The sequence below is a fragment of the Chryseobacterium populi genome, assembly GCF_000282115.1.
GTDB lineage: Bacteria > Bacteroidota > Bacteroidia > Flavobacteriales > Weeksellaceae > Chryseobacterium > Chryseobacterium populi.
This window is the reverse complement of the sequence record NZ_AKJY01000012.1, coordinates 135,897-158,535: the sequence shown is the minus strand read 5'-3', so window position 1 is coordinate 158,535 and position 22,639 is coordinate 135,897. Positions and strand designations below refer to the sequence as shown.

22 protein-coding genes are annotated in these 22,639 nt (G+C 34.4%); 4 read left to right on the top strand and 18 right to left on the bottom strand.

What is annotated here, in order from left to right; all coding sequences use genetic code 11:
• Positions 1–69: 69 nt before the first annotated feature.
• From efp to PMI13_RS03960, 7 genes are all read right to left on the bottom strand, one after another.
• Entirely contained in the window at positions 70–633 is a 564-nt protein-coding gene (efp, locus tag PMI13_RS03990; RefSeq protein WP_007840964.1) for an elongation factor P, read from the bottom strand.
• A gap of 18 nt (positions 634–651) precedes the next feature.
• Complete coding sequence (locus PMI13_RS03985; protein ID WP_238536275.1) at positions 652–987, bottom strand: hypothetical protein; 336 nt, start codon at positions 985–987, stop codon at positions 652–654.
• 21 nt (positions 988–1,008) lie between these two features.
• Positions 1,009–1,803: an acyl-ACP--UDP-N-acetylglucosamine O-acyltransferase gene (lpxA, locus tag PMI13_RS03980; protein ID WP_007840961.1), complete on the bottom strand. Its 795-nt coding sequence runs from the start codon at positions 1,801–1,803 to the stop codon at positions 1,009–1,011.
• Complete coding sequence (locus PMI13_RS03975; protein WP_034669385.1) at positions 1,804–3,201, bottom strand: bifunctional UDP-3-O-[3-hydroxymyristoyl] N-acetylglucosamine deacetylase/3-hydroxyacyl-ACP dehydratase; 1,398 nt, start codon at positions 3,199–3,201, stop codon at positions 1,804–1,806.
• Positions 3,194–4,225 (bottom strand): UDP-3-O-(3-hydroxymyristoyl)glucosamine N-acyltransferase, encoded by a 1,032-nt coding sequence (gene lpxD / locus PMI13_RS03970; protein ID WP_007840959.1) that lies wholly within the window; start codon positions 4,223–4,225, stop codon positions 3,194–3,196. The genes PMI13_RS03975 and lpxD overlap by 8 nt, the downstream gene beginning before the upstream one ends.
• Positions 4,226–4,305: 80 nt before the next feature.
• Positions 4,306–5,523: an HD domain-containing protein gene (locus tag PMI13_RS03965; protein ID WP_007840957.1), complete on the bottom strand. Its 1,218-nt coding sequence runs from the start codon at positions 5,521–5,523 to the stop codon at positions 4,306–4,308.
• 55 nt (positions 5,524–5,578) lie between these two features.
• Entirely contained in the window at positions 5,579–6,211 is a 633-nt protein-coding gene (locus tag PMI13_RS03960) for a hypothetical protein (RefSeq protein WP_007840955.1), read from the bottom strand.
• Positions 6,212–6,355: 144 nt separating this feature from the next.
• On the opposite strand from PMI13_RS03960, the gene PMI13_RS03955 reads away from it, so the two are divergent.
• From PMI13_RS03955 to PMI13_RS03940, 4 genes are all read left to right on the top strand, one after another.
• Positions 6,356–7,996 carry a S41 family peptidase gene (locus PMI13_RS03955; protein WP_007840952.1) on the top strand — a complete coding sequence of 547 codons (1,641 nt, stop codon included), beginning with the start codon at positions 6,356–6,358 and terminating at the stop codon, positions 7,994–7,996.
• A gap of 135 nt (positions 7,997–8,131) precedes the next feature.
• The gene (gene porX / locus PMI13_RS03950; RefSeq protein WP_007840945.1) at positions 8,132–9,676 is read left to right on the top strand and encodes a T9SS response regulator signal transducer PorX; all 1,545 of its coding nucleotides are present in this window, start codon (positions 8,132–8,134) and stop codon (positions 9,674–9,676) included.
• A 100-nt stretch (positions 9,677–9,776) separates the two neighbouring features.
• Complete coding sequence (locus PMI13_RS03945; protein ID WP_007840943.1) at positions 9,777–10,067, top strand: YciI family protein; 291 nt, start codon at positions 9,777–9,779, stop codon at positions 10,065–10,067.
• Complete coding sequence (locus tag PMI13_RS03940) at positions 10,067–10,831, top strand: exodeoxyribonuclease III (RefSeq protein WP_007840941.1); 765 nt, start codon at positions 10,067–10,069, stop codon at positions 10,829–10,831. The genes PMI13_RS03945 and PMI13_RS03940 overlap by 1 nt, the downstream gene beginning before the upstream one ends.
• 55 nt (positions 10,832–10,886) lie before the next feature.
• Here the strand turns inward: PMI13_RS03940 and PMI13_RS03935 are convergent, their stop codons facing one another.
• The 11 genes from PMI13_RS03935 to PMI13_RS03885 form a co-directional block, all read right to left on the bottom strand.
• Positions 10,887–11,258: a septal ring lytic transglycosylase RlpA family protein gene (locus PMI13_RS03935; protein WP_007840934.1), complete on the bottom strand. Its 372-nt coding sequence runs from the start codon at positions 11,256–11,258 to the stop codon at positions 10,887–10,889.
• Positions 11,259–11,982: 724 nt separating this feature from the next.
• The gene (locus PMI13_RS21495; protein ID WP_238536274.1) at positions 11,983–12,450 is read right to left on the bottom strand and encodes a hypothetical protein; all 468 of its coding nucleotides are present in this window, start codon (positions 12,448–12,450) and stop codon (positions 11,983–11,985) included.
• A 276-nt stretch (positions 12,451–12,726) separates the two neighbouring features.
• On the bottom strand, positions 12,727–13,239 hold the full coding sequence (locus PMI13_RS03925; protein ID WP_156104393.1) for a hypothetical protein: 513 nt from the start codon (positions 13,237–13,239) through the stop codon (positions 12,727–12,729).
• A gap of 551 nt (positions 13,240–13,790) precedes the next feature.
• Positions 13,791–15,092: a 30S ribosomal protein S12 methylthiotransferase RimO gene (gene rimO / locus PMI13_RS03920; RefSeq protein ID WP_007840926.1), complete on the bottom strand. Its 1,302-nt coding sequence runs from the start codon at positions 15,090–15,092 to the stop codon at positions 13,791–13,793.
• A gap of 94 nt (positions 15,093–15,186) precedes the next feature.
• Positions 15,187–15,732 (bottom strand): dTDP-4-dehydrorhamnose 3,5-epimerase, encoded by a 546-nt coding sequence (gene rfbC, locus PMI13_RS03915; RefSeq protein WP_007840924.1) that lies wholly within the window; start codon positions 15,730–15,732, stop codon positions 15,187–15,189.
• A gap of 73 nt (positions 15,733–15,805) precedes the next feature.
• A complete protein-coding gene (locus PMI13_RS03910) occupies positions 15,806–16,795 on the bottom strand; it encodes a sugar transferase (protein ID WP_007840922.1) in 990 nt (329 codons plus the stop codon).
• Positions 16,796–17,189: 394 nt separating this feature from the next.
• Positions 17,190–18,218, bottom strand: coding sequence for a glycosyltransferase (locus PMI13_RS03905; protein ID WP_007840920.1), 1,029 nt, complete (start codon positions 18,216–18,218; stop codon positions 17,190–17,192).
• A 12-nt stretch (positions 18,219–18,230) separates the two neighbouring features.
• Entirely contained in the window at positions 18,231–19,442 is a 1,212-nt protein-coding gene (locus tag PMI13_RS03900; RefSeq protein ID WP_156104392.1) for a hypothetical protein, read from the bottom strand.
• Positions 19,443–19,447: 5 nt separating this feature from the next.
• Entirely contained in the window at positions 19,448–20,254 is an 807-nt protein-coding gene (locus PMI13_RS03895; RefSeq protein WP_034669382.1) for a glycosyltransferase family A protein, read from the bottom strand.
• Entirely contained in the window at positions 20,229–21,269 is a 1,041-nt protein-coding gene (locus tag PMI13_RS03890) for an EpsG family protein (RefSeq protein WP_007840913.1), read from the bottom strand. The genes PMI13_RS03895 and PMI13_RS03890 overlap by 26 nt, the downstream gene beginning before the upstream one ends.
• A gap of 175 nt (positions 21,270–21,444) precedes the next feature.
• Entirely contained in the window at positions 21,445–22,638 is a 1,194-nt protein-coding gene (locus PMI13_RS03885; RefSeq protein WP_007840911.1) for a glycosyltransferase family 2 protein, read from the bottom strand.
• Position 22,639 lies beyond the last annotated feature (1 nt).

Here is a 22,639-nt window from a genome sequence, read left to right as displayed (position 1 = left end):
AAAAATTGATTTTCTTATAAAACAAAATTCGGACTGCAAATGCAAACCGAATTGATGTAAATTGTATTATTATTTTACTCTTTCTAAGTAAGAACCGTCTTCCGTGCTTACTTTGATTCTGTCTCCAGGCTCTATAAACAAAGGCACCATTACTCTTGCTCCTGTTTCAACGATTGCGTTTTTAAGAGCATTGGTAGCAGTATTTCCTTTTACGCCCGGATCAGCTTCTATAACATCTAAATAAACTGATTGGGGAAGCTCAGCAGAAAGTGGGGTTTCATCAGCTTCTTTTAAAATGATTGTCACTTCTTCACCGGCTTTCATAAACTGAGAGTTTTCAATCATTTCTTTATTAAGGTAAAGCTGAGAGAAATCATCATTGTTCATAAAGTGGAAACCATTCTCATCATCATAAAGATATTGGAATTTTCTGGTAATCACCTTTACTTCGTCGATTTTGTGACCTGCGGAAAATGTGTTATCAATCACTTTTCCGTTAGTTACCGATTTCAATTTTGTTCTTACGAAAGCCGGTCCTTTTCCAGGTTTAACATGAAGAAATTCAATTACTTTAAAAATATCGTTGCTGTATTCAATGCAAAGTCCCTTTCTGATATCGTTACTTGTTGCCATTAATTTTTTATATTTTACTTATTTTCTTTTTTTTAATTGTATACCTGTTCCCTGAGTTGGCATTCTGTTAAATGTGTTGTTATTAAATGAATTTACGTTATTCTGTAATTTATTCACATTCTCCTGAATCTCCGAGTTATATTGATCAGCACTTCCAAAAATCGAACTGCTCTTATTCTGTTGCTTCAGAATATTATTTAAATTACTTTTTGCTATACTGTCATTAGGCTTATCTGCAACTTTCCTTTCCAAAATTGAAGTTCTGGTTGTTTTTTCAACTTTTAAACCTTCTGTTTGTTGTGCGTATAGGAAAGACACTGAAGGAATCATTGCCCATAAAATTAAATATTTCATAATTGTGTTTGTGTGTTTTTGTTAATTACTTTCCTTTCCTGTACCGTATCCTTTAACAATACCTCTTGGAGAATTCTGAATGAATTGAAGGATTTCATCTCTTTCAGCTGTCGGAAGCATTTCTTTTTCAATATGTGAAATAGCCTGGGAAACATTCATTTTCATCTGGAAAATAGCTCTGTAAATTTTCTGGATTTCAAAGATTTTTTCGTTGGTAAATCCTCTTCTTCTTAAACCCACAGAGTTGATTCCTGCGTAAGACATCGGCTCCCTTGCCACTTTTACATAAGGCGGAATATCTTTTCTCACCAAAGTTCCACCGGAGATCATTACGTGTTTTCCAATTTTTCCAAACTGGTGCACCGCACTAAGGCCACCCATCACCGTGTAATCACCAATTTCTACGTGCCCCGCTATACCACAACCGTTTACAATGATCACGTGATCGCCGATAACACAATCGTGTGCAATATGGGAAGTTGCCATGATCAGGCAGTTTTTACCAATTTTGGTAAAGCCCAGAGCTTTTGTACCCCTGTTTACCGTTACGCATTCTCTGATCGTGGTATCATCACCAATAATGACCTGTGTATCTTCACCATCGAATTTTAAATCCTGAGGAATTGCAGAAATTACCGTGCCCGGAAAAATTCTACAGTTTTTACCGATTCTGGCTCCATCCATAATGGTAACATTGGGGCCAATCCAGGTTCCTTCTCCGATTTCCACATCCCCTGCAATTGTAGTAAATGGTTCTACAATAACATTTTTGCTGATTTTTGCACGTTTATCTACGGCTGCTAATTGATGAATCATTTAATCAACTTTATTTTTTGCAACTTGAGCCATTAATTCTGCTTCTACTGCTACAGTATCTCCTACATATCCGAATCCCTGCATATGAACAATACCTCTTCTGATAGGCTCTATCAATTCGATTTTGAAAATCATGGTATCTCCCGGAACTACTTTCCTCTTGAATTTCACTTTATCTATTTTAATGAAATAAGTAGAATAATTTTCAGGATCCGGAACACTTGCCAACACAAGGATACCTCCGGTTTGTGCCAAAGCTTCCACCTGTAATACGCCCGGCATTACCGGTTCTTTAGGAAAATGACCAACAAAGAAAGGCTCATTCATCGTAACATTCTTAAGGCCTACCACATGTGAGTCTGAAAGCTCAAGAACTTTATCTATTAATAAAAACGGAGGTCTGTGAGGCATAAGCTTCATAATTCCGTTGATATCAAAAACAGGTTCTTTAGTTAAATCAAAATCAGGAACATTTTTTTTCTTCTGCAACTTCCACTGACGGTTCAGTTTTTTTGCAAATTGTGTATTCACATAATGTCCCGGTTTGTTGGCAATAACTTTACCCTTTATTTTTACTCCTGCCAAAGCAAGATCACCGATCACATCTAATAATTTGTGTCGGGCAGCTTCGTTAGGATAATTTAAGTTGAGATTGTCAAGAATACCGTTCGGCCTGATAGAAACATTATCTTTTCCGAATGCTTTTTTTAGTTTTTCTGTTGTTTCAGGAGTAAGATCTTTATCTACGTACACAATAGCATTAGAAATATCACCGCCCTTAATCAAACCGTGATCTAAAAGCATTTCCAGCTCATGTAGAAAACTGAAGGTTCTTGCAGATGAAATTTCTTCTTTAAACTCTGAAATATGTTTAAGGGTAGCGTTTTGAGTTCCTAAAACCTTAGTCCCAAAATCTACCATGGTTGTAATTTCGTAATTATCTGAAGGAATAATTGTGATTTCTGAACCTGTTGCAGGATCAGCGTAACTAAGAACTTCTTTTACAACCAGATATTCTCTGGCAATATTCTGTTCTACTACTCCTACACTTTCAATTGCTTCCACAAAGAACTTTGAGGATCCGTCTAAAATCGGAGGTTCGGAAGCATCCATTTCCAGCATTGCATTATCAATGTCACATCCTACCAATGCTGCCAGAAGGTGCTCGCAAGTATTGATTTTTACACCCAATTTTTCTAATGTCGTTCCTCTTTCGGTTGCTACAACATAATTAACATCTGCTTCGACCTGAGGATGCCCCTCCAGATCTGTTCTTACAAATACAAAACCTGTATTTTCTTTGGCAGGCTTTATGGTAAGTTTTACTTCTCTACCTGTATGAAGGCCAATTCCAGAAAGCGTTACTTCTTCCTGAAGTGTTTTTTGCATATCACTCATTAGTATGATCTTTTGAGGTATTCTCAAGATTATTTATTCTTTTTACTATTTCAGTGAAATTTCTGAAATGCACATAGTTTCTAAGGTAATCGTTATAACTTATTGCCGGAGATCCATACAATGTTTCTCTATCGCCCACACTGGAATTTACTCCACTCTGAGCCTGTATTTTCACCTGATTACCGATTTTTATATGACCGACAACTCCTACCTGCCCGCCAATCTGATTCCAGTCGCCGATTGTGGTGGATCCTGCAATTCCGGCTTGCGCAGCAATTACATTGTTCTGTCCGATCTTAACGTTATGGGCAATCTGGATCAGATTATCAATTTTAGTTCCCTTTCCGATAACGGTAGAACCAATGGTAGCCCTGTCAATACTACAGTTAGAACCTATTTCAACATCATCTTCAATGATCACATTTCCCAACTGAGGAATTTTTCTAAACCCTTCTGCCGTGGGCTGGAAACCAAATCCGTCACCACCCACTACGGTATTGGAATGAATGACACAATTATCACCAATAATGCAATAATCATATATCCTTGCTCCGCTGTCAATTTTACAGTTCTTTCCTATTTTTACTCCTTTCCCGATATAAACATGAGGATAAATCTGGGTTCCTTCTCCTATTTTCGCTTTTTCCGAAACATAGGTAAAGGCTCCGATATAAGCTCTGTCACCTATTACCGCAGTATCATGAATAGAAGAACCGTCTTCGATTCCTTCTTTTCTGCCCTGCATTTCCTGATACAGATTCATCAGAACCTGAAAAGAAAGATAGGCATCTTTTACGGCAATAACAGTAGGATTGTAGTTATCTTTTTCTACAAGGTTTTCCGAGACGATAATAACGGAACATTTGGAAGTGTCCAGAAAATGAGAGAACCGATCTTGTGCTATAAAAGAAAGATGCCCTGATTCTCCACTCTCAATTGGCGAGACTCCAGTAATAAGTGCGTTTTCGTCACCGATTATTTTTCCGTCGATAAAACTTGCAATTTGCGAAGCTGTGAATTCCATATTTTGCAAAGATAAGAAATTCTATAATTCGCAAACATTTTTTAGTTTTGGGATTGTGAAATTTAAGATTCTTTAAGAGTTTATTTTGCCAGGTCTCTTGGAAAAGTGAGAATATATCTTGTGGTTTTATTTCTTATCAGCCCCGATAAAAGCTGGTCTTCCGACTCATCAAGCCTGATTTTCACCCCATTTTTCTGCAATAAATAAATTGGCTGCTTTTCAGCATTATACGGCAGTAGTTTTCTTTTAATTTCATGCACCAGTTCTCCTCCGTTATCAATTCCAAAAAATTCATTGGTTTTTGTTATTTTTTCCTCAATAAATTGTGTTTCAAAAGGATGAGACGAAATAATTGTTTTAGGAAGGTTTCTCTGTATCACACATTTACACCAATATGCCAAAACAAAATCATCAGAATTCTGCCATGTTTTCATCGCCTGAATCACATCATTATCATCAAGCTGCGTAAACCTTTGAACATCTTCGTTGGTCGCTGCCCCTTTCGCCCTGTATAAAAAGTATTTCAGGTTGTCTGTAGCCGGCAGATCAACGTCCTGAGAAACCAAATATTTAGCTCTTTCAAGAATTTTAACCAGAATAAACTCAGCCAGAGCCGATGTTTTATGATAGTACACCTGCCAATACATAAACATTCTTGCCGTTAAAAAGTTTTCAATGGAATAAATTCCTTTGGCATCGATCACCAGCTCTCCTTCTTCACAGACATTCATCATTGAAATAATTCTCTGGGTATTAATATTCCCTTCTGAAACCCCGGTAAAAAAACTATCTCTTTTGAGATAATCCAGCCGGTCAACATCCAATTGGGAGGAGATAAGCTGATTGAAAAATTTTCTATAGTATTTCCCCTGAAACATTTCGATGGCTACTGACAATTGACCATCAAATTCATCATTCAGCCTGTTCATAAGCAGTAATGAAAGATTTTCATGATGCCAGTCATCCATCAGCATACTTTCCAGAGCATGGGAAAACGGACCATGACCAATATCATGCATTAAAATGGCAAGCATCGCTCCTTTTTCCTCTTCTTTCGAAATTTCAACCCCCTTCAGTTTTAAAGTCTCCAATGCTGTAAACATCAAATGCATTGCACCCAGGGCATGGTGAAATCTTGTATGCGTAGCACCCGGAAAAATTAAGTTTAAAAGCCCGGTCTGCGAAATCCTTCTTAATCTCTGAAAATAAGGGTGTTCAACGATGTCGAATAAAATTTCGTGTGGAATTTTGATAAAACCGTGAACAGGATCATTGATGATTTTTAGCTTGTTCTGCATTGAGTATTATATGAGTACAAATTTAGGAAAGACAATAGAAACCATCAAATTAATATTAATAAATCCTTGTAAGAACAATAGCGTAAGTCCTGTCTATATTTCCATTATTGGTAATTTCAATATTACCCACGGATGAAAGTGACAGGATGTAATTAAACGCTGTAGCATCACCTCCTGCACAGTTTACAAGGCCCGTCCATGTAGTATTAAGTGTAGAAGCCGGGGTTACACCTACTCTTGTAACAGTTGGAGACTGATTGGTTCCCCTATTCAACATTCCTCCCAAAAAATTTATAGTCAATCCATTATTCAAAGGAGTATTACCTATATAATATTCGGCTGTACCTACTGCACCGCATGCATTTGCAACATAAACAAATGCTTTATAAATTCCTTGTGGCAAGCCTGTAATGAGATTTGATGTAGAACCCGGCGCTAATGTAGGTGATACTGTATGTACTGTTGTCCCTAAGTATACAGGGTTATTTTTAACTAAGACACCGTTGATGTCGCTAAGAACGGGAGTAATGTAAGTATTTAACGGTACAGCACTCATCACTCTTACTTTGGCATCTCCATTGACGTCCAGTTTATTATCGGGAGCAGATGTTCCTATCCCTACGTTGCCTGTTTGAGCCAAAATACTACCTGAAATTAATATAGGTGCTAAAATATATTTCTTTTTCATAATATAGTGATTTAATATACAAATATATAAGAAAAAAACAGCATATTTCACAAAATTCTAATAAGATATTGGTGATTTAATGAAAATATTTGTTCTGTTTATGTTTAAAAATTATCTTTGATTTAATAAAAACCCGGATAACCTTTGAGAAAATTCTCACTTTTCATTTTGCTATTTTTAAGTTTACATTTTTCAGCGCAGAATTTATCTGAAGTTCAGAAGCTGGAATCACTTTGTAAGATTTGGGGATTTCTAAAATATTATCATCCCGACGTCGCCAAAGGGACTTATAACTGGGATCAGCAGCTTTTTCAGAAAATTGATGAGCTTGAAAAAATCAGCAACAAAAATCAATTGAATGAATTATATTCTAACTGGATTGACAGTCTCGGAAAAGTTGAAACCTGCTTACCCTGTCAGCAGGAAGATTCCAAAATATATTTCCTCAAAAATTTTGACCTGGGCTGGATCAACAATCAAAATATATTTACTGATAATGTTGTTCAAAAACTGAATAATATTGAAAAAAACCGATTGATGGGTGATCATTATTACTTCGGGAAAGGCGGACGAAAAATATTTTTCAGGAATGAAAATTCTTATGGATCAAAATATACCTCAAAGCAGGTCAGCCTTTTGGAATTATTCAGATATTGGAATTATGTGGAATATTTTTTTCCATATAAGTATGAAACCGACCAAAACTGGAATGAGGTTTTAACTGAAATGATCCCCAAATTTGCTGAAATCAATAATGATACAGCTTATCATCTGACACTGGCTGAACTAGTGACTAAAGTGGATGATTCCCATGCCTTTTTATTTTCACCACTGATCAGTCTCAATCAATACGGAAGAAGAACAATCCCGGTGGAATATAAATATGCCGAAGGTAAGCTGGTTGTAACCATAATCAACCCTATTAAATTTGATGAACCCAATTTGTTGAAAACCGGTGATGTCATTTATGATATCAACGGGAAAACAATTCCGCAAATGGTTAACAGCCTAGGAAAATACATTCCTGCTTCCAACTCCTGGGGTAAGGTGAAAAAAGTGAAAAACCTTCTTCTTTTTTCCAATCATGATTCTATTGACCTTAAGCTGGAAAGGAACGGTCAAAATTTAGCCTTGAAAATAAAAACCTATCTTCTCAGAGATATTGTTCATGAAAAAAACAGCCAACCGGAAAAATGGAAATATTTAGATAAAAGCCGGAAAACAGGTTATGTCAATATGGAACTCATTGAAAGGGAGGATCTGGACGAAATGTATGCTTCTTTAAAAAATACCGAATCTATTATTTTTGATTTAAGAAACTACCCGAGACAGACTATTTTACCTTTAAGCAAGCTTTTGCTTCCTGAAAATACGATCTATTATCAGTTTAATTATCCGGAAACCCATTATCCTGGTAAATTTTACATAAGAAAAAACAGTATCGGAAGAAAAAACAGTGAATATTACAAAGGAAATGTGGTAGTTTTGGTAGATGAGAATACCCAAAGCCAGGCTGAAACCACCACTATGATGTTTAAGCAGCATCCAAAAGCAAAAATTATAGGCAGCTATACTTCCGGAGCCAACGGAGATATTATCAGGTTTAAGATTGCTGATTTAGATACCAGCTTCACCGGCCTTGGCGCCTATTATCCCGACGGTAAAGAAACCCAAAGGATCGGAATCATTCCGGACATCATTATACAGCCTACTGTTGCAGGCATCAGGAAAGGAAAAGATGAGGTTCTGGAAAGAGCTCTTGAATACTTAAAAACAGGACATTAATTATAGTGGAATATGGCCGATAATTCACTATATTTCATTTAACTTTAATTTAACTAATTATCTGTTCTTTTTGGCAGATTTTAGAAAGAATTGGTCAGCATTTTGATATTATAACCATGTAAAAAATAAAATATTATGTCGGAAAAGATACTATGGATAGATGATGAAATAGATTTACTTAAACCTCATATCGTATTCTTGGAAAAAAAGGGTTATCATGTAACCCCAGTTAATAATGTGAACGAGGCATTAGAATTAATAGATTCAGAAAAATTTGCATTAACGCTTATTGATGAAAATATGCCGGGAATCTCCGGTCTCGAAGCTATTCCTATGATCAAAGAAAAAGACAGTTCTTTAAAGATCGTAATGGTAACTAAAAGTGAAGAGGAACATATTATGGAAGAAGCCATCGGATCGCAGATTGCAGATTACATTTTAAAACCTGTCAACCCCAACCAGATTTTGCTTTCATTAAAGAAAAACCTTCAGCAGGATGATCTTGTTGAGCAAAAAACCATTTTACAGTATCAGCAGGAATTCAGAAACCTTTCTATGGAACTTTCTTATTTAAGATCATACCAGGACTGGGCTGAATATTATAAGAAAATTGTAAACTGGGAAATTAAGTTTGACAAGGTAGCGGATAATGAATTTGCCGACCTTCTCCAGTCTCAGAAAGAAGAAGCCAATATACAGTTTGCAAAATTCATTGAAAACAATTATGAAGACTGGTTAAGCGGTCCTGATAAACCAATTATGAGCCATACTCTTTTCAAGGAAAAGGTGAAAACTGAAGTTGAAAAAGACAAAGTTCTTTTATTAATGGTTGACAATCTCCGATATGATCAGTGGAAAGTGATTGAACCCCTGTTTACGAAGTATTACAATAAAGTTTCTGAAGATTATTATTACAGTATCCTTCCTACGGCTACACAATATGCAAGAAACTCTTTCTTTGCGGGCTTAATGCCTTCTGAAATTGAAAAACGCTTCCCTGATAAATGGTTTAATGACAATGAAGAGGGGAACAAAAATGAATATGAACGTGATTTTCTTGAAGATCAGATGAAAAGGATCGGTTTAGGCTCTAAATCGATGAAATATTTAAAAGTGCTGAATGCGGATTTTGAAAGAAAAATCTATGATGATTTCAATCAGCATAAGAACAATGATTTATTAGTCATTGTTTACAATTTTATTGATATTCTTTCACACGCCAAAACTGATAATCATATCGTAGATCAGTTAATCCGTGATGATAAAACATTCAGGTCTCTGACATTAAACTGGTTTGAAAATTCTTCGTTATTGAAAATCATTAAAATAGCTGCTGAAAACGGGTTCAAATTAGTAATTACCACTGACCATGGAACCGTTTACGTTAAAAAACCGAGTAAAGTAGTGGGTGACCGAGAAACTTCTACCAATATCCGCTATAAAACAGGTAAAAGCTTAACGTACGATGACAGTGATGTCTGGGCGATTACCAATCCTGAAAAATTATTTTTACCGAAAGGAAATTTAAGTTCCAAATATATTTTTGCCAAGAACAATATTTTCCTGGCCTATCCTAAGAATTATAATCACTTTGTAAATTACTATAAAGAAACCTACCAGCATGGCGGAATTTCACTGGAAGAATGTATTATTCCTATCAGCATTTTAGAACCCAAGTAGTTTTTTTCATAGTTTATTTAATTTTGGGTTTAAGGCGGAAAAAATCAATTGATTTTTTCCGCTTCTTTTTTATAGTTCATATCTTCGTAAAAAATAAGTCATGTTTATTATTTCACTTACCTATAAGAGTTCTATTGAAAATGTAGAGCAGCTTATTCCACAGCATAACATTTTCCTCGATAAGCACTATGAATCCGGGCAATTCATCGCCTCAGGAAGAAAAGAGCCAAGAATGGGAGGTATCATTATTGCCAATGCTGAATCTAAAAAAGAGGTTGAACAGATCATCTCTGAAGATCCTTTTTATATTCATGAAGTAGCGGATTATACCATCACTGAATTTATCCCGTCAAAATACAATGAAAATTTTAAAATTTTTATAGAAGACTAATGAAATTAATCACATACAATGTCAATGGAATCAGAGCGGCATTCACGAAAGATTTTCTGGGCTGGCTGAAGACTGCTGACCCGGATATTATCTGCATTCAGGAGAGTAAAGCAGGAAACGATCAGATCGATATTGAAAGTCTTGAAAAATCAGGATATCATAGTTATTGGCATTCAGCCGTGAGAAAAGGCTATAGCGGGGTCGGAATCGCCTCAAAAATCAAACCTCGCCATGTAGAGTATGGCTGTGGAATTGAAAGCTATGATAGTGAAGGAAGAATTATCCGGGCTGACTTCGATGGCTACTCTGTCATTTCAGTATATGTTCCTTCTGCTTCCAATATTGAAAGACTGGGTTTTAAAATGCAGTTTTGCCATGACTTTTTGGCCTACATCAAAAATTTAAAAAAAGAAATTCCGAATCTCATTATTTCCGGGGATTTCAACATCTGCCATCAGGCGATCGATATCCATGATCCTATCCGCTTAAAGAATGTTTCCGGTTTTTTACCTATGGAAAGAGAATGGATGACCAGTTTCATCGAAGAATGTGAATTGATAGACAGTTTCAGATTTTTTAATAATGAACCGGACAATTACACATGGTGGAGTTACAGACAAAATTCAAGAGCTAAAAATAAAGGCTGGAGACTTGACTATAACTTTACGTCTTATGCATTAAAAGAGAAGCTTTCCAGAGCTGTTATTTTAAAAGAAGCCATGCATTCTGATCATTGCCCTGCCATGCTTGAACTGGATGTTTAATACAATAAAAAAGCCAACTGAATCAGTTGGCTTTTTTTTAATTTAAATCATAAATTTAATCGACAATTTCATATTCCACCGGAATTGTACCATGACTGATATTTCCGATTTCGTCGAACGCAGCTTTAGACATATCTAATGCTCTTGATGAATGGAAAGGCCCTCTATCATTTATCCTTACTATAACCTCTTTTCCATTGTTCAGATTGGTCACTTTAATGGTTGTACCAAAAGGAAGCGTTCTGTTTGCTGCGGTAAACTTTGAGTTATCAAAGATCTCTCCGCTAGCTGTTTTTCTACCGTTAAATTTATCGTGGTAGTACGATGCATAACTTGTTTTTTTCGCATCCATGGTATTATTCGTAAAAGAATAAACACCAAGTGTTGAAATCATCATTATGATTACGAGAATGAATCTTTTCATCATTTTGAAATTTTATTGGTTTTGACAGGGCAAATGTATCAGGAATCTTCTAAAGTCCCTAGCCGGATTGTTAAAAACAGTTAACAAAAACAAAACTATTTGTTAAAACAACCTGTAACTTACTGCCAATAGGGCTTTTACAGTATACTGTTAAAAAATGTTAAAATAAAGCTAAAAAAGTTAACATAATTAACAAACTTCTGCATAATTCATTAAGCTCTATTTTAAAACCATCTGAAAATCAATATTTTAATAATATTTAACTTATTAAAACCTTAGCATTAAATAAAAGTATGTGTAATATTCCCTGTTCCAGCAAACTTTTTTAACATCAGGTTTGGAGTTATCAAAAACTATTATCTACGCTATTATTTTAGGTAATTATACTATTTTACACTCACCATTTTTTTATTAACGCAAAGCTTTTAAATCCGATTGCTATATTTTAAGAAAAGAAAAGCTGCTATGAAGTATTCTTTTGAAAATCTATTTTATAGATTCAAAACTTTGCTCATCTTAAATATGTCCGACTGATAACTTTTCTTTGCATTATAAAAATAAAAATCATCAAAAGAAACCAGAACTGTAAGCTTAAAATAATATATAGGTACCTTATTTTCAAATAAATAGTATCCACTTTGAATTAAAAGCTTCATGCATAAAAAAACCAATGAGAATCATCTCATTGGTTTTTTTTATTTATATATGATTAAAATAATCAGTCAATCTATTTAAGATATTCTAATACATAATCGTATGTTCCTGAAGGGTAAACAACTGACATGCTCGGAGAACCTGTAATAGCATTACCAGCGGCAGTACCTAATGTATAAGAATATAATTCTCTTGAGTATACTGTATTAGTTCCTGCTCTGTAAATCGTAATAGCATACATAGCTGTCATTCCTGTAGGAGAAGGAATATCTACTGCAGTAGAAGTTCCGGAAGCTGCAAATGTACCTTTGATAGCATATACCTGAGCATTGTTTATAGCAGTATTTGTAACCGTTTCTGTAGTTCCGACATTTACTCTTGAACTACCTCCAAGTGGTCTCCAAACCCCTGGATTAACACTACTTGTACTAGAACCCGTTGGGTTATAGAAGAAATAGTATCCCGGTGCAACTGCTGTTGCCGTTGAAGATCTGTTACCAGCTGTAAGTGTAGTACCGGTAGCATTGTTATATACAATCATACCGTCAAAATAAGTTGGGAACGTAATACCGTCTGCTAGGGTAAGATCAAATTCAAAGTTAACCAAGTCAACACTTGGTATTACAACACCTTTACCAACGTTAGGACCAGCACCAGCTTCTGCACTATAAGAAGAACTACCATCTAATAATACATTTGAATTAGTAATTGTAGCTTGTGTGCCGTTATTTACATTTACCTGGGCGTTAATAAGAGAACCAAGGGTAGTTAAAGCCAAAAGGCATAAAATATTTTTCATCTTTATTATATTTTAAAATTATTTTTGTGCAGATACCCATAAAGTTCCAGTCCAAACAAACTCTATCCCTCTAAATTGGTTCACTGTTAAGTTACCTCTAAGATTTGTAGTAGGGTTGAATGACAGTCCTGTTGCCGTACTGTTATTATTAACAATTTTAACAACACGCCCAACATCTGCTGCTGAAGTTGTAAGATCAGGTAACACAACATTTACCGTACCTGAACCCGTAGTCACAACTACGTGATCTGTAGGCAATACAGTATATGAAGCAGCTGGAGTAATTGTAACATTACCTCTGATACCTTCATATCTCTGAGGAGTAGCAGAACCACCACCACCTACTGCAACCCAAACAGCGTTCGGACCATCATAATAGTAGAATCCTGTTGCCGTTACATTTGCAGTTTTAGTTGTAGAAGTACCCGTAACATCAGTAACGAAAACAATTGCACCATTCTGATTATCAGCTGCAACTGTACCACTGTTACCATAAGCAGCGTCTTTAGCTGCCAATTGAGTTCTTGTCATACGAGGGACCAATAGCGCATCGGGTCTAGTAGCATCAGTAGTATTAGCTACAACATCTAGAGTAGCCGCAGGTGTAGTCGTATTTACACCCACACGTCCTTGCTGAGCCTTAGAAAGCGCGGAGAAGCAAACGAGCATAGTCGCTGTGAATAAAAATTTTTTCATAAGTTTTTAAAGATTTTTAAATTACTTTTTTTTCACCATAAATAATTTTCAGGAGGTCTAAATACCCATATACCAACTTGTGCTATTTACTGATCAGAATAAATTAAAATATAATGATACTCTGATATAACAAAATTCAGTTATAAACAATTAGACTAGTAAAAAATTATTTATGTTGCAAATTTAAGATATAATTTTTTAATATTAATACTTTATGTTAAAAAAAACAAGGAGGTCACATATGTGAACAACATAAGTATTTAATAATCAGTCAATTAATTTAATACAGATTAATAACTAAAATCATTAATTTTTATTAATATAATAACTTTAAAATATTAATAATTGAAAACGTTTAAAAATTCTCTATGATAATAAATGATATATTAAGTTAATTCGCCATATAGATCAAATTCTTCTGCAGAAATGATTTTTACTTCAGCAAATTCACCGATTGAGATATAGGTATTATCTGCAGAAACCAGTACGGTATTGTCTACATCCGGAGAATCATATTCTGTTCTTCCCACAAAATAGTTTCCTTCTTTTCTGTCAAACACACATTTATAAACCTGTCCGATTCTTTCCTGATTCTTTTCCCAGGAAATCTGTGACTGAATTTCCATGATCTCTTCTACTCTGGCTTCTTTTACTTCCTGAGGAATTGTATCTTCCAAGACGTATGCTGATGTATTTTCTTCATGGGAATAAGTAAAACATCCCAATCTGTCAAACCTTTGTTCTTTTACCCAATCTTTCAGTTCCTGGAATATTTCTTCCGTTTCACCGGGATATCCTACAATCAGTGTTGTTCTGATCGCCATATCCGGAACTTTCTCTCTGAATTTAGCCAAAAGGGCATTTGTTTTTTCATGAGTTGTTCCTCTCTTCATAGATTTTAACAGATCTGAATTGATATGCTGAAGAGGAATATCTATATAATTACAAACTTTAGGTTCTTCCCTGATAATATCCAGAACATCTTCCGGGAAACCACTTGGGAATGCATAATGAAGACGGATCCATTCAACTCCTTCTACTTTTACCAACTCTTTCAGTAAATCTCCAAGGGCACGTTTTTTATAAATATCCAACCCGTAATAGGTAAGGTCCTGAGCAATCAGGATTAATTCTTTAGTTCCTTTCTTGGCCAGTTTCTGAGCTTCACTGACTAATTTTTCAATAGGTGTTGAAACATGAGTCCCACGCATTAAAGGAATGGCGCAGAAAGAACAAGGTCTGTCGCAACCTTCTGAAATCTTCAGGTAAGCATAATGTTTTGGGGTTGTTGTAAGTCTTTCACCTACCAGCTCATGCTTGTAATCTGCCCCAAGGTGTTTTAACAAAACCGGAAGATCTCTGGTTCCAAAATACTGGTCTACATCAGGAATTTCCTTCACCAGATCCGGCTTATATCTTTCAGAAAGGCAGCCGGTCACAAAAACTTTTTCTACCTCACCTCTGTTTTTAGCTTCTACATAATCAAGAATCGTATTGATCGATTCTTCTTTTGCATTGTCAATAAATCCGCAGGTATTGATGACCACAATATCACCTCTGTCTTCATGAACCACTTCTTTCCCATTGGCCTTCAACTGACTCATTAAAACTTCAGAGTCATACACATTCTTAGAACAACCAAGAGTGACAATGTTTATTTTCTTCTTCCCTACAGATTTTGTACGCATCTTTTTGATTTTGAGTTTGCAAAGATACAAAATATTAAAAAGCTTACATTAAAAAAATAAAAACCACTGATGATAGTGGTTTATTAAATTCGTATTAGAAGTTTTTATCTTGGAATCCGGGAGCATTCTGGTCTTTTTCTGAAAGCACAGCTTCTCTTTCGTCGATTTTCCAATCTATTTTAAGCTCAGGATCATTAAATTTTACGCTTCCTTCCGATTCTTTATTATAAAAATTATCACATTTATAAGCAAATACCGCTGTATCACTGATTACGGAAAAACCGTGACCAAAGCCTCTGGGGATATACAGCTGCAGTTTATTCTCTTCGGTAAGCTCAATCCCAAACCATTTTCCGAATGTAGGGGAACCTTCTCTCAAATCTACCGCTACATCCCAAACCTTCCCTTCTAAACAGGAAACCAATTTGGCCTGGGCGTGCTCTCCTTTCTGTAAGTGAATCCCTCTCAGGACACCATAAGAGGATTTGGAAATATTGTCCTGAACAAAATGACCGTTCATCCCCGTCAGTTCTTCAAATTTTTTTTCATTGAACTTTTCAAAAAAATAACCTCTGTCATCTTCAAAAACAGTAGGTTCTATGATGTAACAATCTTTAAGCGGGGTTTCTTTTATCGTCATAAGATGAAATAGTGCATTTAATACTGTAATCTTAGTTCAAAAAACAGTACAAAAAATATATTTTTCTTCAAATTTAATTACTATTTAGCGTGAAAACAATCTTTATTGTCCTAAAAACAATAAGCACATCAAAAAGGATTGAGTAATTCTTGATGTAAAAGAGATCATACTCCAGTTTTTCTAAGTTATCTTTTGGAGTTGCTTTCGGTAGATTGACCTGTGCCCATCCTGTTACACCAGGCTTAATCAAATGCCTGAGGTCAAACATTGCGTTTTCTTCATTGGATATTTTGACAAAGTGTGGCCTTTCCGGACGCGGGCCAATAAGGCTCATATCCCCTTTAAGGATATTCCAGATCTGAGGAAGCTCATCAATTTTAGTAACCCGGAGAAATTTACCGACACGGTTTACCCGCATATCATTTTTCGTTGTAAAATCACCGCTATGCTTTGAAACCATTGTTCTGATCTTATGAATTGTAAAAGGCTTTGAATTCTTTCCCACTCTTTCCTGAGAAAAAAGAACACTTCCCCTCGAACTGAGCTTTACCATAAGAAAACCTAAAAGTATCAATGGGATAACAAATGGGATCAATAAAAGACTTACAAGAATATCAATGAATCTTTTAAGATTGAATTTTTCCTGTTTCTGCCCGATGGTAAAAATATCATCCACCAGATATTCATTGGTTTTTAGCCTTACCAAAGGAATTCTTTTATTTACATGTTCATAAAATTCATGGGCATCATATACAACAATTCCTTTTTTTCTTGCTGCAACAATTTCATTTGCCAGATTTTTGTGTAAATGATTGATATTGGATGTTTCTAGAACAATACAAGAAATATTAAATTTTTCAAGATATTCTGTAACGGTTATCCTTGATTGGTTGGAGTCATACAGAATTGCTTTGTATTTTTTCCTAAATTTTCTGTCATTAAGTAGTTTTAATGAGATATCACTAACATTAATGAACAAGCAGACTTTGGTGAGCACACTCACTTTAAATACCTGCTTATTCTCTTTCATCATCACAAATGCTTTTGTCAAAATGTTTTCCACTTTATTTTTTTCAAAATGTGTTTATAAAATGATTGATATGAAACCTCTCATTTCGTTATCTTAAATGTATAAAAAATTCCTACGAATTTAAGAAAGTTTTTTATACAATATATTATAGCTATATTAATTCTACAAAAGCTTTTATAGATCGTTTTTTTTAAACTTATTTTTCTTTTTTATATAGCTAAATGCATTTTTTTTTAGATTTTGTAACAATAAATTTATTGTTTAATTTGTTATACTAGTTTTAGTTTTATTTTTCAAAATGAAGATAAGTAAAAAAAATTATACTAAAAAATAACTCAATAACATCTATCAAATACTACGAAACAACAATATATATGAAAATATTGTTATAAAAATGAAGATGACTTTCATTTCTTTTTAGTTTATATCACATTTTATATATATCTGTATATTGATCTACCATTGTTTCTATGGTCAGATTTTTGTGAAATATTTCAGATGATTTTTCGGAAAACTCCTGATAAATCTTTTCATTTTCTAAAATATAACTGATCTTTTCGGCAAAAACGGCGTCCTCATTATCAATAACATATCCGTTTTGATTATTCAATACAATTTCCGAGATCCCACCAACATCTGATGATATAACAGGTTTTTTGTAGCTCAAAGCATCCACAATAACAATCGGAATGCCTTCATAATTGGTTGGAAGAACAAAAATATCAGCCAGCTGAATATACCTTTTTGCATCCGGAAACCCCATTAAACAAAAAACGTTATCCGGAAGATCTGTATATTCTTTATCTGCTCCTATCCAGACAAAGGCATACTGTGGAAGTAATTTTGCAATTTCAAGATAGCTTTCAAATCGTTTCTGAGGTGAAATCCGGGCAATGCACATTACTACTTTCCTATATTTCTCTACTCCTTTGATCACTAACCCTTCTTCAGCTTCCGGTATATTTACCCCGTTGTATACGATATGCAAATGATTTTTAATCCCTTCATGGATCATATTCTGTTTATCATAATTACTTGCCAGAACAATGGCTTTACAACGATTTTTAAGCAATTTCTCCAACGGAAGGAATTTCCGGTAAGCAAGCCTTATAGAATCAAACCCGTGCACAGAATACACAGTCTTTTCTTTAGGAAATGCCAATCTGCCCAACACTCCTATTTTTGATGAATGGAGATGAATAACATCAGGGTTTACAGATGAATATAGCTTTCTTAATTTAAGCAATGCACTGAGATCTTTTACAGGTGAGATTGACCTGACGATTTCGGATATTTTTATTTTTTTTATTTTCACATCCAAAGCATCCCACATAGGGCCTTCTTCTCCTGCAACAACCGTAATTTCATGATCTCTGCACATAGAATTGGCAAGATTGATTACCACTGTCTGAGCTCCCCCTAAATCGGAACGGGTGATTACATGTAAAATTTTCATTTAAAACAGGGTTTATTTTACATTAAAAAAATCATACTTTTCCCACAAAAAACTACCTTTTGATTTCCCTGTAAATGCGGAAGAAAGATTACTTACATTATCCAACAACCCATTGTATTTGTCATTACTGGAAATCGTTGTATTCTCTAAATAGATATTATTCACAGATCTCAACAGTAATTTCCCATACAGTTTCGAGTTTATAATTTTCAGGTTTGAATATAGTTTCTTTTTGTTTTTTTTGCTTTCTATCGTACTTGAAAAAACCAATGAAAAATATCCTGAAGGGTTCTTTTTTCCGGCATCAATAGTGCAACCGTCAATGACAATGTTTTCTCTCGTTAAGAATTGTTTTTCATTGCTGTCAGCGATGTCATAAAATACAACACCACCACCCATATTATCAACAAAACTGGTATTTTTAAAGTACATATTTTTCACCCCTGAGCCAAGTCCGTATCCTTCCATATCCCATCCATTCCCATACAGGTTCCCATTATATCTGGCCCCTTCTAAACCATTATTTTTTTGCAGATTACTTCCGTAAGATTTTCCGTTCTCAGTAAATTTAGAGTTGGTACATTTAAAATCGGATATTGAATCACCTGATCCACCATGTCGCCTGTTTCTGGTTGAAGTCACATTATACAGCTCTATATTTTTTGAAGCAAACATTTCCGTATTGCCTAAAAGATTCGTATGAAGGCCCCTGTATATAGCAATTCCATCGGTAGCACAATCGTGTATATTAAGGTTTTCCAACTTTATATGATTGGCAAAACCTTTAATATTAATTCCATGCTTTCCTCCGTCTCTAACTTCAACCCCAAGATTTTTTTGATTGGACCGGTTACCGTCTATATCAATATTTCTAATGGTAATATTACTGAAACCCGGATAAGCTTTTGAAATTTCATAATGCTGTTTACCTTCTTTTGACGAATTATAGATATTGGTAAATAAATCATTCCCGATATTCAGTACACTGACGTCAGAAACATCCGTAGGAATAGATACTAACTTCATATTCTGAATGGTCATATCTGATTTCAGCCAAAGTGATGTAACAAAATAGGTTTTATTCCCTCCATCTAATGTTCCTCCTTTTTTTAGCTGATTTATCTTATTTTGCAAATCTTTCGTATCATCTTTATATTTCATATAGACGGTAAAGTTTCCGGAATAAGTTTTCCCGAATACTAAAAACGCCATATAAAACATCATGAAAGCTAGATATTTTTTTTTCGTGCAAGCCATATTCTTCTATAATATTTTAAGTATGAAAAACCAATAACAATCACAAGGGTAATAAGGGAAATCCTTTTTTGTCTGTATTGAAAAATTAAATTTTCAATTTCTCCTTTATGCATCTGGTCAAGATTGGCAGACAAACCACTTTCTCCAAAGTTAGCTTTTCCCACTATGTTTTTTGCCAAAACTTTATTAAGATAAATACCTTTTCTTTTGTATGTAAGCCTCAACCATAAATCCTGGTCTTCCGAATATTTTTTTCTTTCATTAAAACAGGAGTCTTCTTCCTCTAAAAATTCTTTCTTGATAATAACTGTTGGGGTAAGAAAATAATTTTTGAACAGTAGCTTATAATAAGGTATTTCTTCAAAATCCTTACCTGTTCCGGCCTTATTAAAACCGCCGCTTACAATACCTACCTCATTAAAATTCTTAAGATAGTATACCTGCCATTCTAACTTTTCCTTTACCCATACATCATCAGAATCTAAAAAAGCAATATATTGCCCCGTTGCAGATTTTATTCCCCGGTTTCGGGTAAAAGAAGGGCCTTTGTTTTCCTGGGTCAGAAAAATGATTTTATCTTTAGTCTCTGCATTCAGTCCATTAATAAATTCTAATACAACATCAGCACTATTATCAGCAGATCCATCATTAATAATGATAAGTTCCCAGCTTCCATACGTCTGGTCTAAAACCGAACCAATAGAAAACAGGATGGTAGACTCTGCGTTGTACAGAGGAAGCACAATAGATACTTTATCTTCTTTCCCAGTAGAATTCATATGGCAAAAATGGCGTGGTTCCTTCAACATCCTCGTTCATAAAATTACGGATTTTTAATCCAAAACTTAAAAAGCCTATCATAAAAAACAACAGGATATTCTGCTTCCTAAAAGGCTGAACCTCCTGAAAGAAAGATATAAAAATTAACAATGCAAAAATAATAAGATTCTGAAATCTTAATCCTGAATAAGACTTTAGAGACAGAAGAAATGATGCTATTTCCAGAACCAGAATAATGATTAGGATATTTTTAATTTTCCTGTTTAAATACCAGTTAAGCCCGAAAATAAGTAAAAATAATACTAACGGCGACAAACCTGAAATACCTGACGGCCGTGACAAATCTTTGTAGACATCAACTTTATTATCAAAATAAGAAAAATCTAACAGCTGAAAAATTATATATCCTAAAACCAATAAAAATAAAAGATGTATTTTTTTCAGTTCTACCTGTGAAAAATAAATAAGTACAACAATAATAGCAGATGAATACTGCATACTTGCAGCTAAAACTCCAAACATAAAAAAAAGAGGCGTATTCTTTTCGGCTTGTTTTTTTGCAGCAAAAGCACATAAAGCAAAGCTTAAACCATAACGCAACCCATTCATCGTCATATCATAATAAAAAAACGGAAAGAGAATGAATGTAAAAACGAGGAGCTGCCATTTATTTTCAGAAAAAGAAAACACCAAAAGTAAAGTTGTGATAACAGCTACCACCGGAATAATAAAAAACTTATCCGGTTCTATCAACGATAAGAAATAGGTTAGATATTTAAACCCCGGCTCATAGATTACCTTTTCAAAATTACCATTATAGGTATCTTCAATCCATCCGTAATAATATGCTTTATCGGTTCCGCTATCTCCACTTAATACTGCCACCAAAATAGCAGGTAATAATGCAAAGAGCAGTATATGCCAATAATTTTTCAAATCAAAGCGTGAAAGGTATACCACGCTGGAAACCATAACAAGAAATAAAAAGGGTAATAAATATATTGAGAAGTCCATTACTTATTTTTTTAGCAGATTTTCATAAATGACCGTATTAAGAAAATTTGCTTTTCATTATTAAAATATTTATTCATATTAAGAATTTAAAATTTTAAAAAAGAATGTATGATATATTTGATATGACTCTTTAGTATCTATTCCAGTACTGAATAGGACACACATCTTAATTTTTCTATATTTTTCTTGAGTTCCCTTTAAAATTACTCAAAATAGATTTTACATCATGACTCCCGTAAATCTCATTACAGATCCTGGAGCATTCAAAGATATCTATTACATTATAAATTCTTTTAGCTTTAACCATTTTCCCTGACGGAATAATATTTTTAACTCTTTTGAGGTTATTACTCAGCAATAAAAGTAAACGATAATAATTCAATTTTAAGCCAAACCCCAAATTAGCCTTCTCCATATTCAGGTTTTCAAGTGTTTTTTTTGTGAAGTATTTTTTGAAACTTTTATTATCATTAATAGCTCCTGCAAGAATTTTCAGCCTGTTCAGTCTTTTAAGATCTACTTTAATGTTAGATTCTTTTAGGGAGTGTAATGCCGAATCAGCCCAAATAGTCTGTACAGAATAATATTCCGGCACAAATTCATCCCAGATATAATCTGGTTTATCACGCAGATGTGGAGCATTCTTCAAATCTCCGGAATGTTTCCCCTGTATATTATCTACTGTCGTGCTTTTGGGACAGGCACCTGCAATAGTAACTGGAAAATCAATGATTACATTTTTCTTAACAACTGCTGATAAAGCTATACTCGCATATATATCCGGACTTAAGCCGCCCAGATAATATCCTGTATGATCTTTTATCTGATCAAGACAGCTTTTCTTTATAATCCCGTGATAAAGTTTGGGAAGATTAAACTTCGTATAAAGCAAAATACCATCATCAATAAGATCCTGAAGATTATTTTCCGGATGATTATACCATATTTCTTCTGATGAGTTTGGAATAACCAATCTCCCATTGGTTGAATCATTTGGCCAGATGTAATTCACAAAAAGCCGGGGACAAACAGAATCAATTTTCTCATTATCTGCCCATTGTACAACGTCAAAAATGCTCTCGATAATTCCGTCGTCATCTCCTAAAAGACATACATATTCACCTGAACAAAGATCAAGAACAGCATTAAAATTAGCTATAGATGAAAAAGGTGGTGGTGTATAGTTATATTTTAGCCGGGAATCCGAAATATTATTTTTAATATATTCTCCAAGCTCAAAAGTATCTGTATTGTCCTGAATAACAAGTTCAAAATTATAATTTTTGAAGCCTAAGATAGTCTCAATAGTTTTTATACAATAAGGAACTCTATTTTTTGTTGCAATTGCAATGCTTAATAGTGGCTTCATT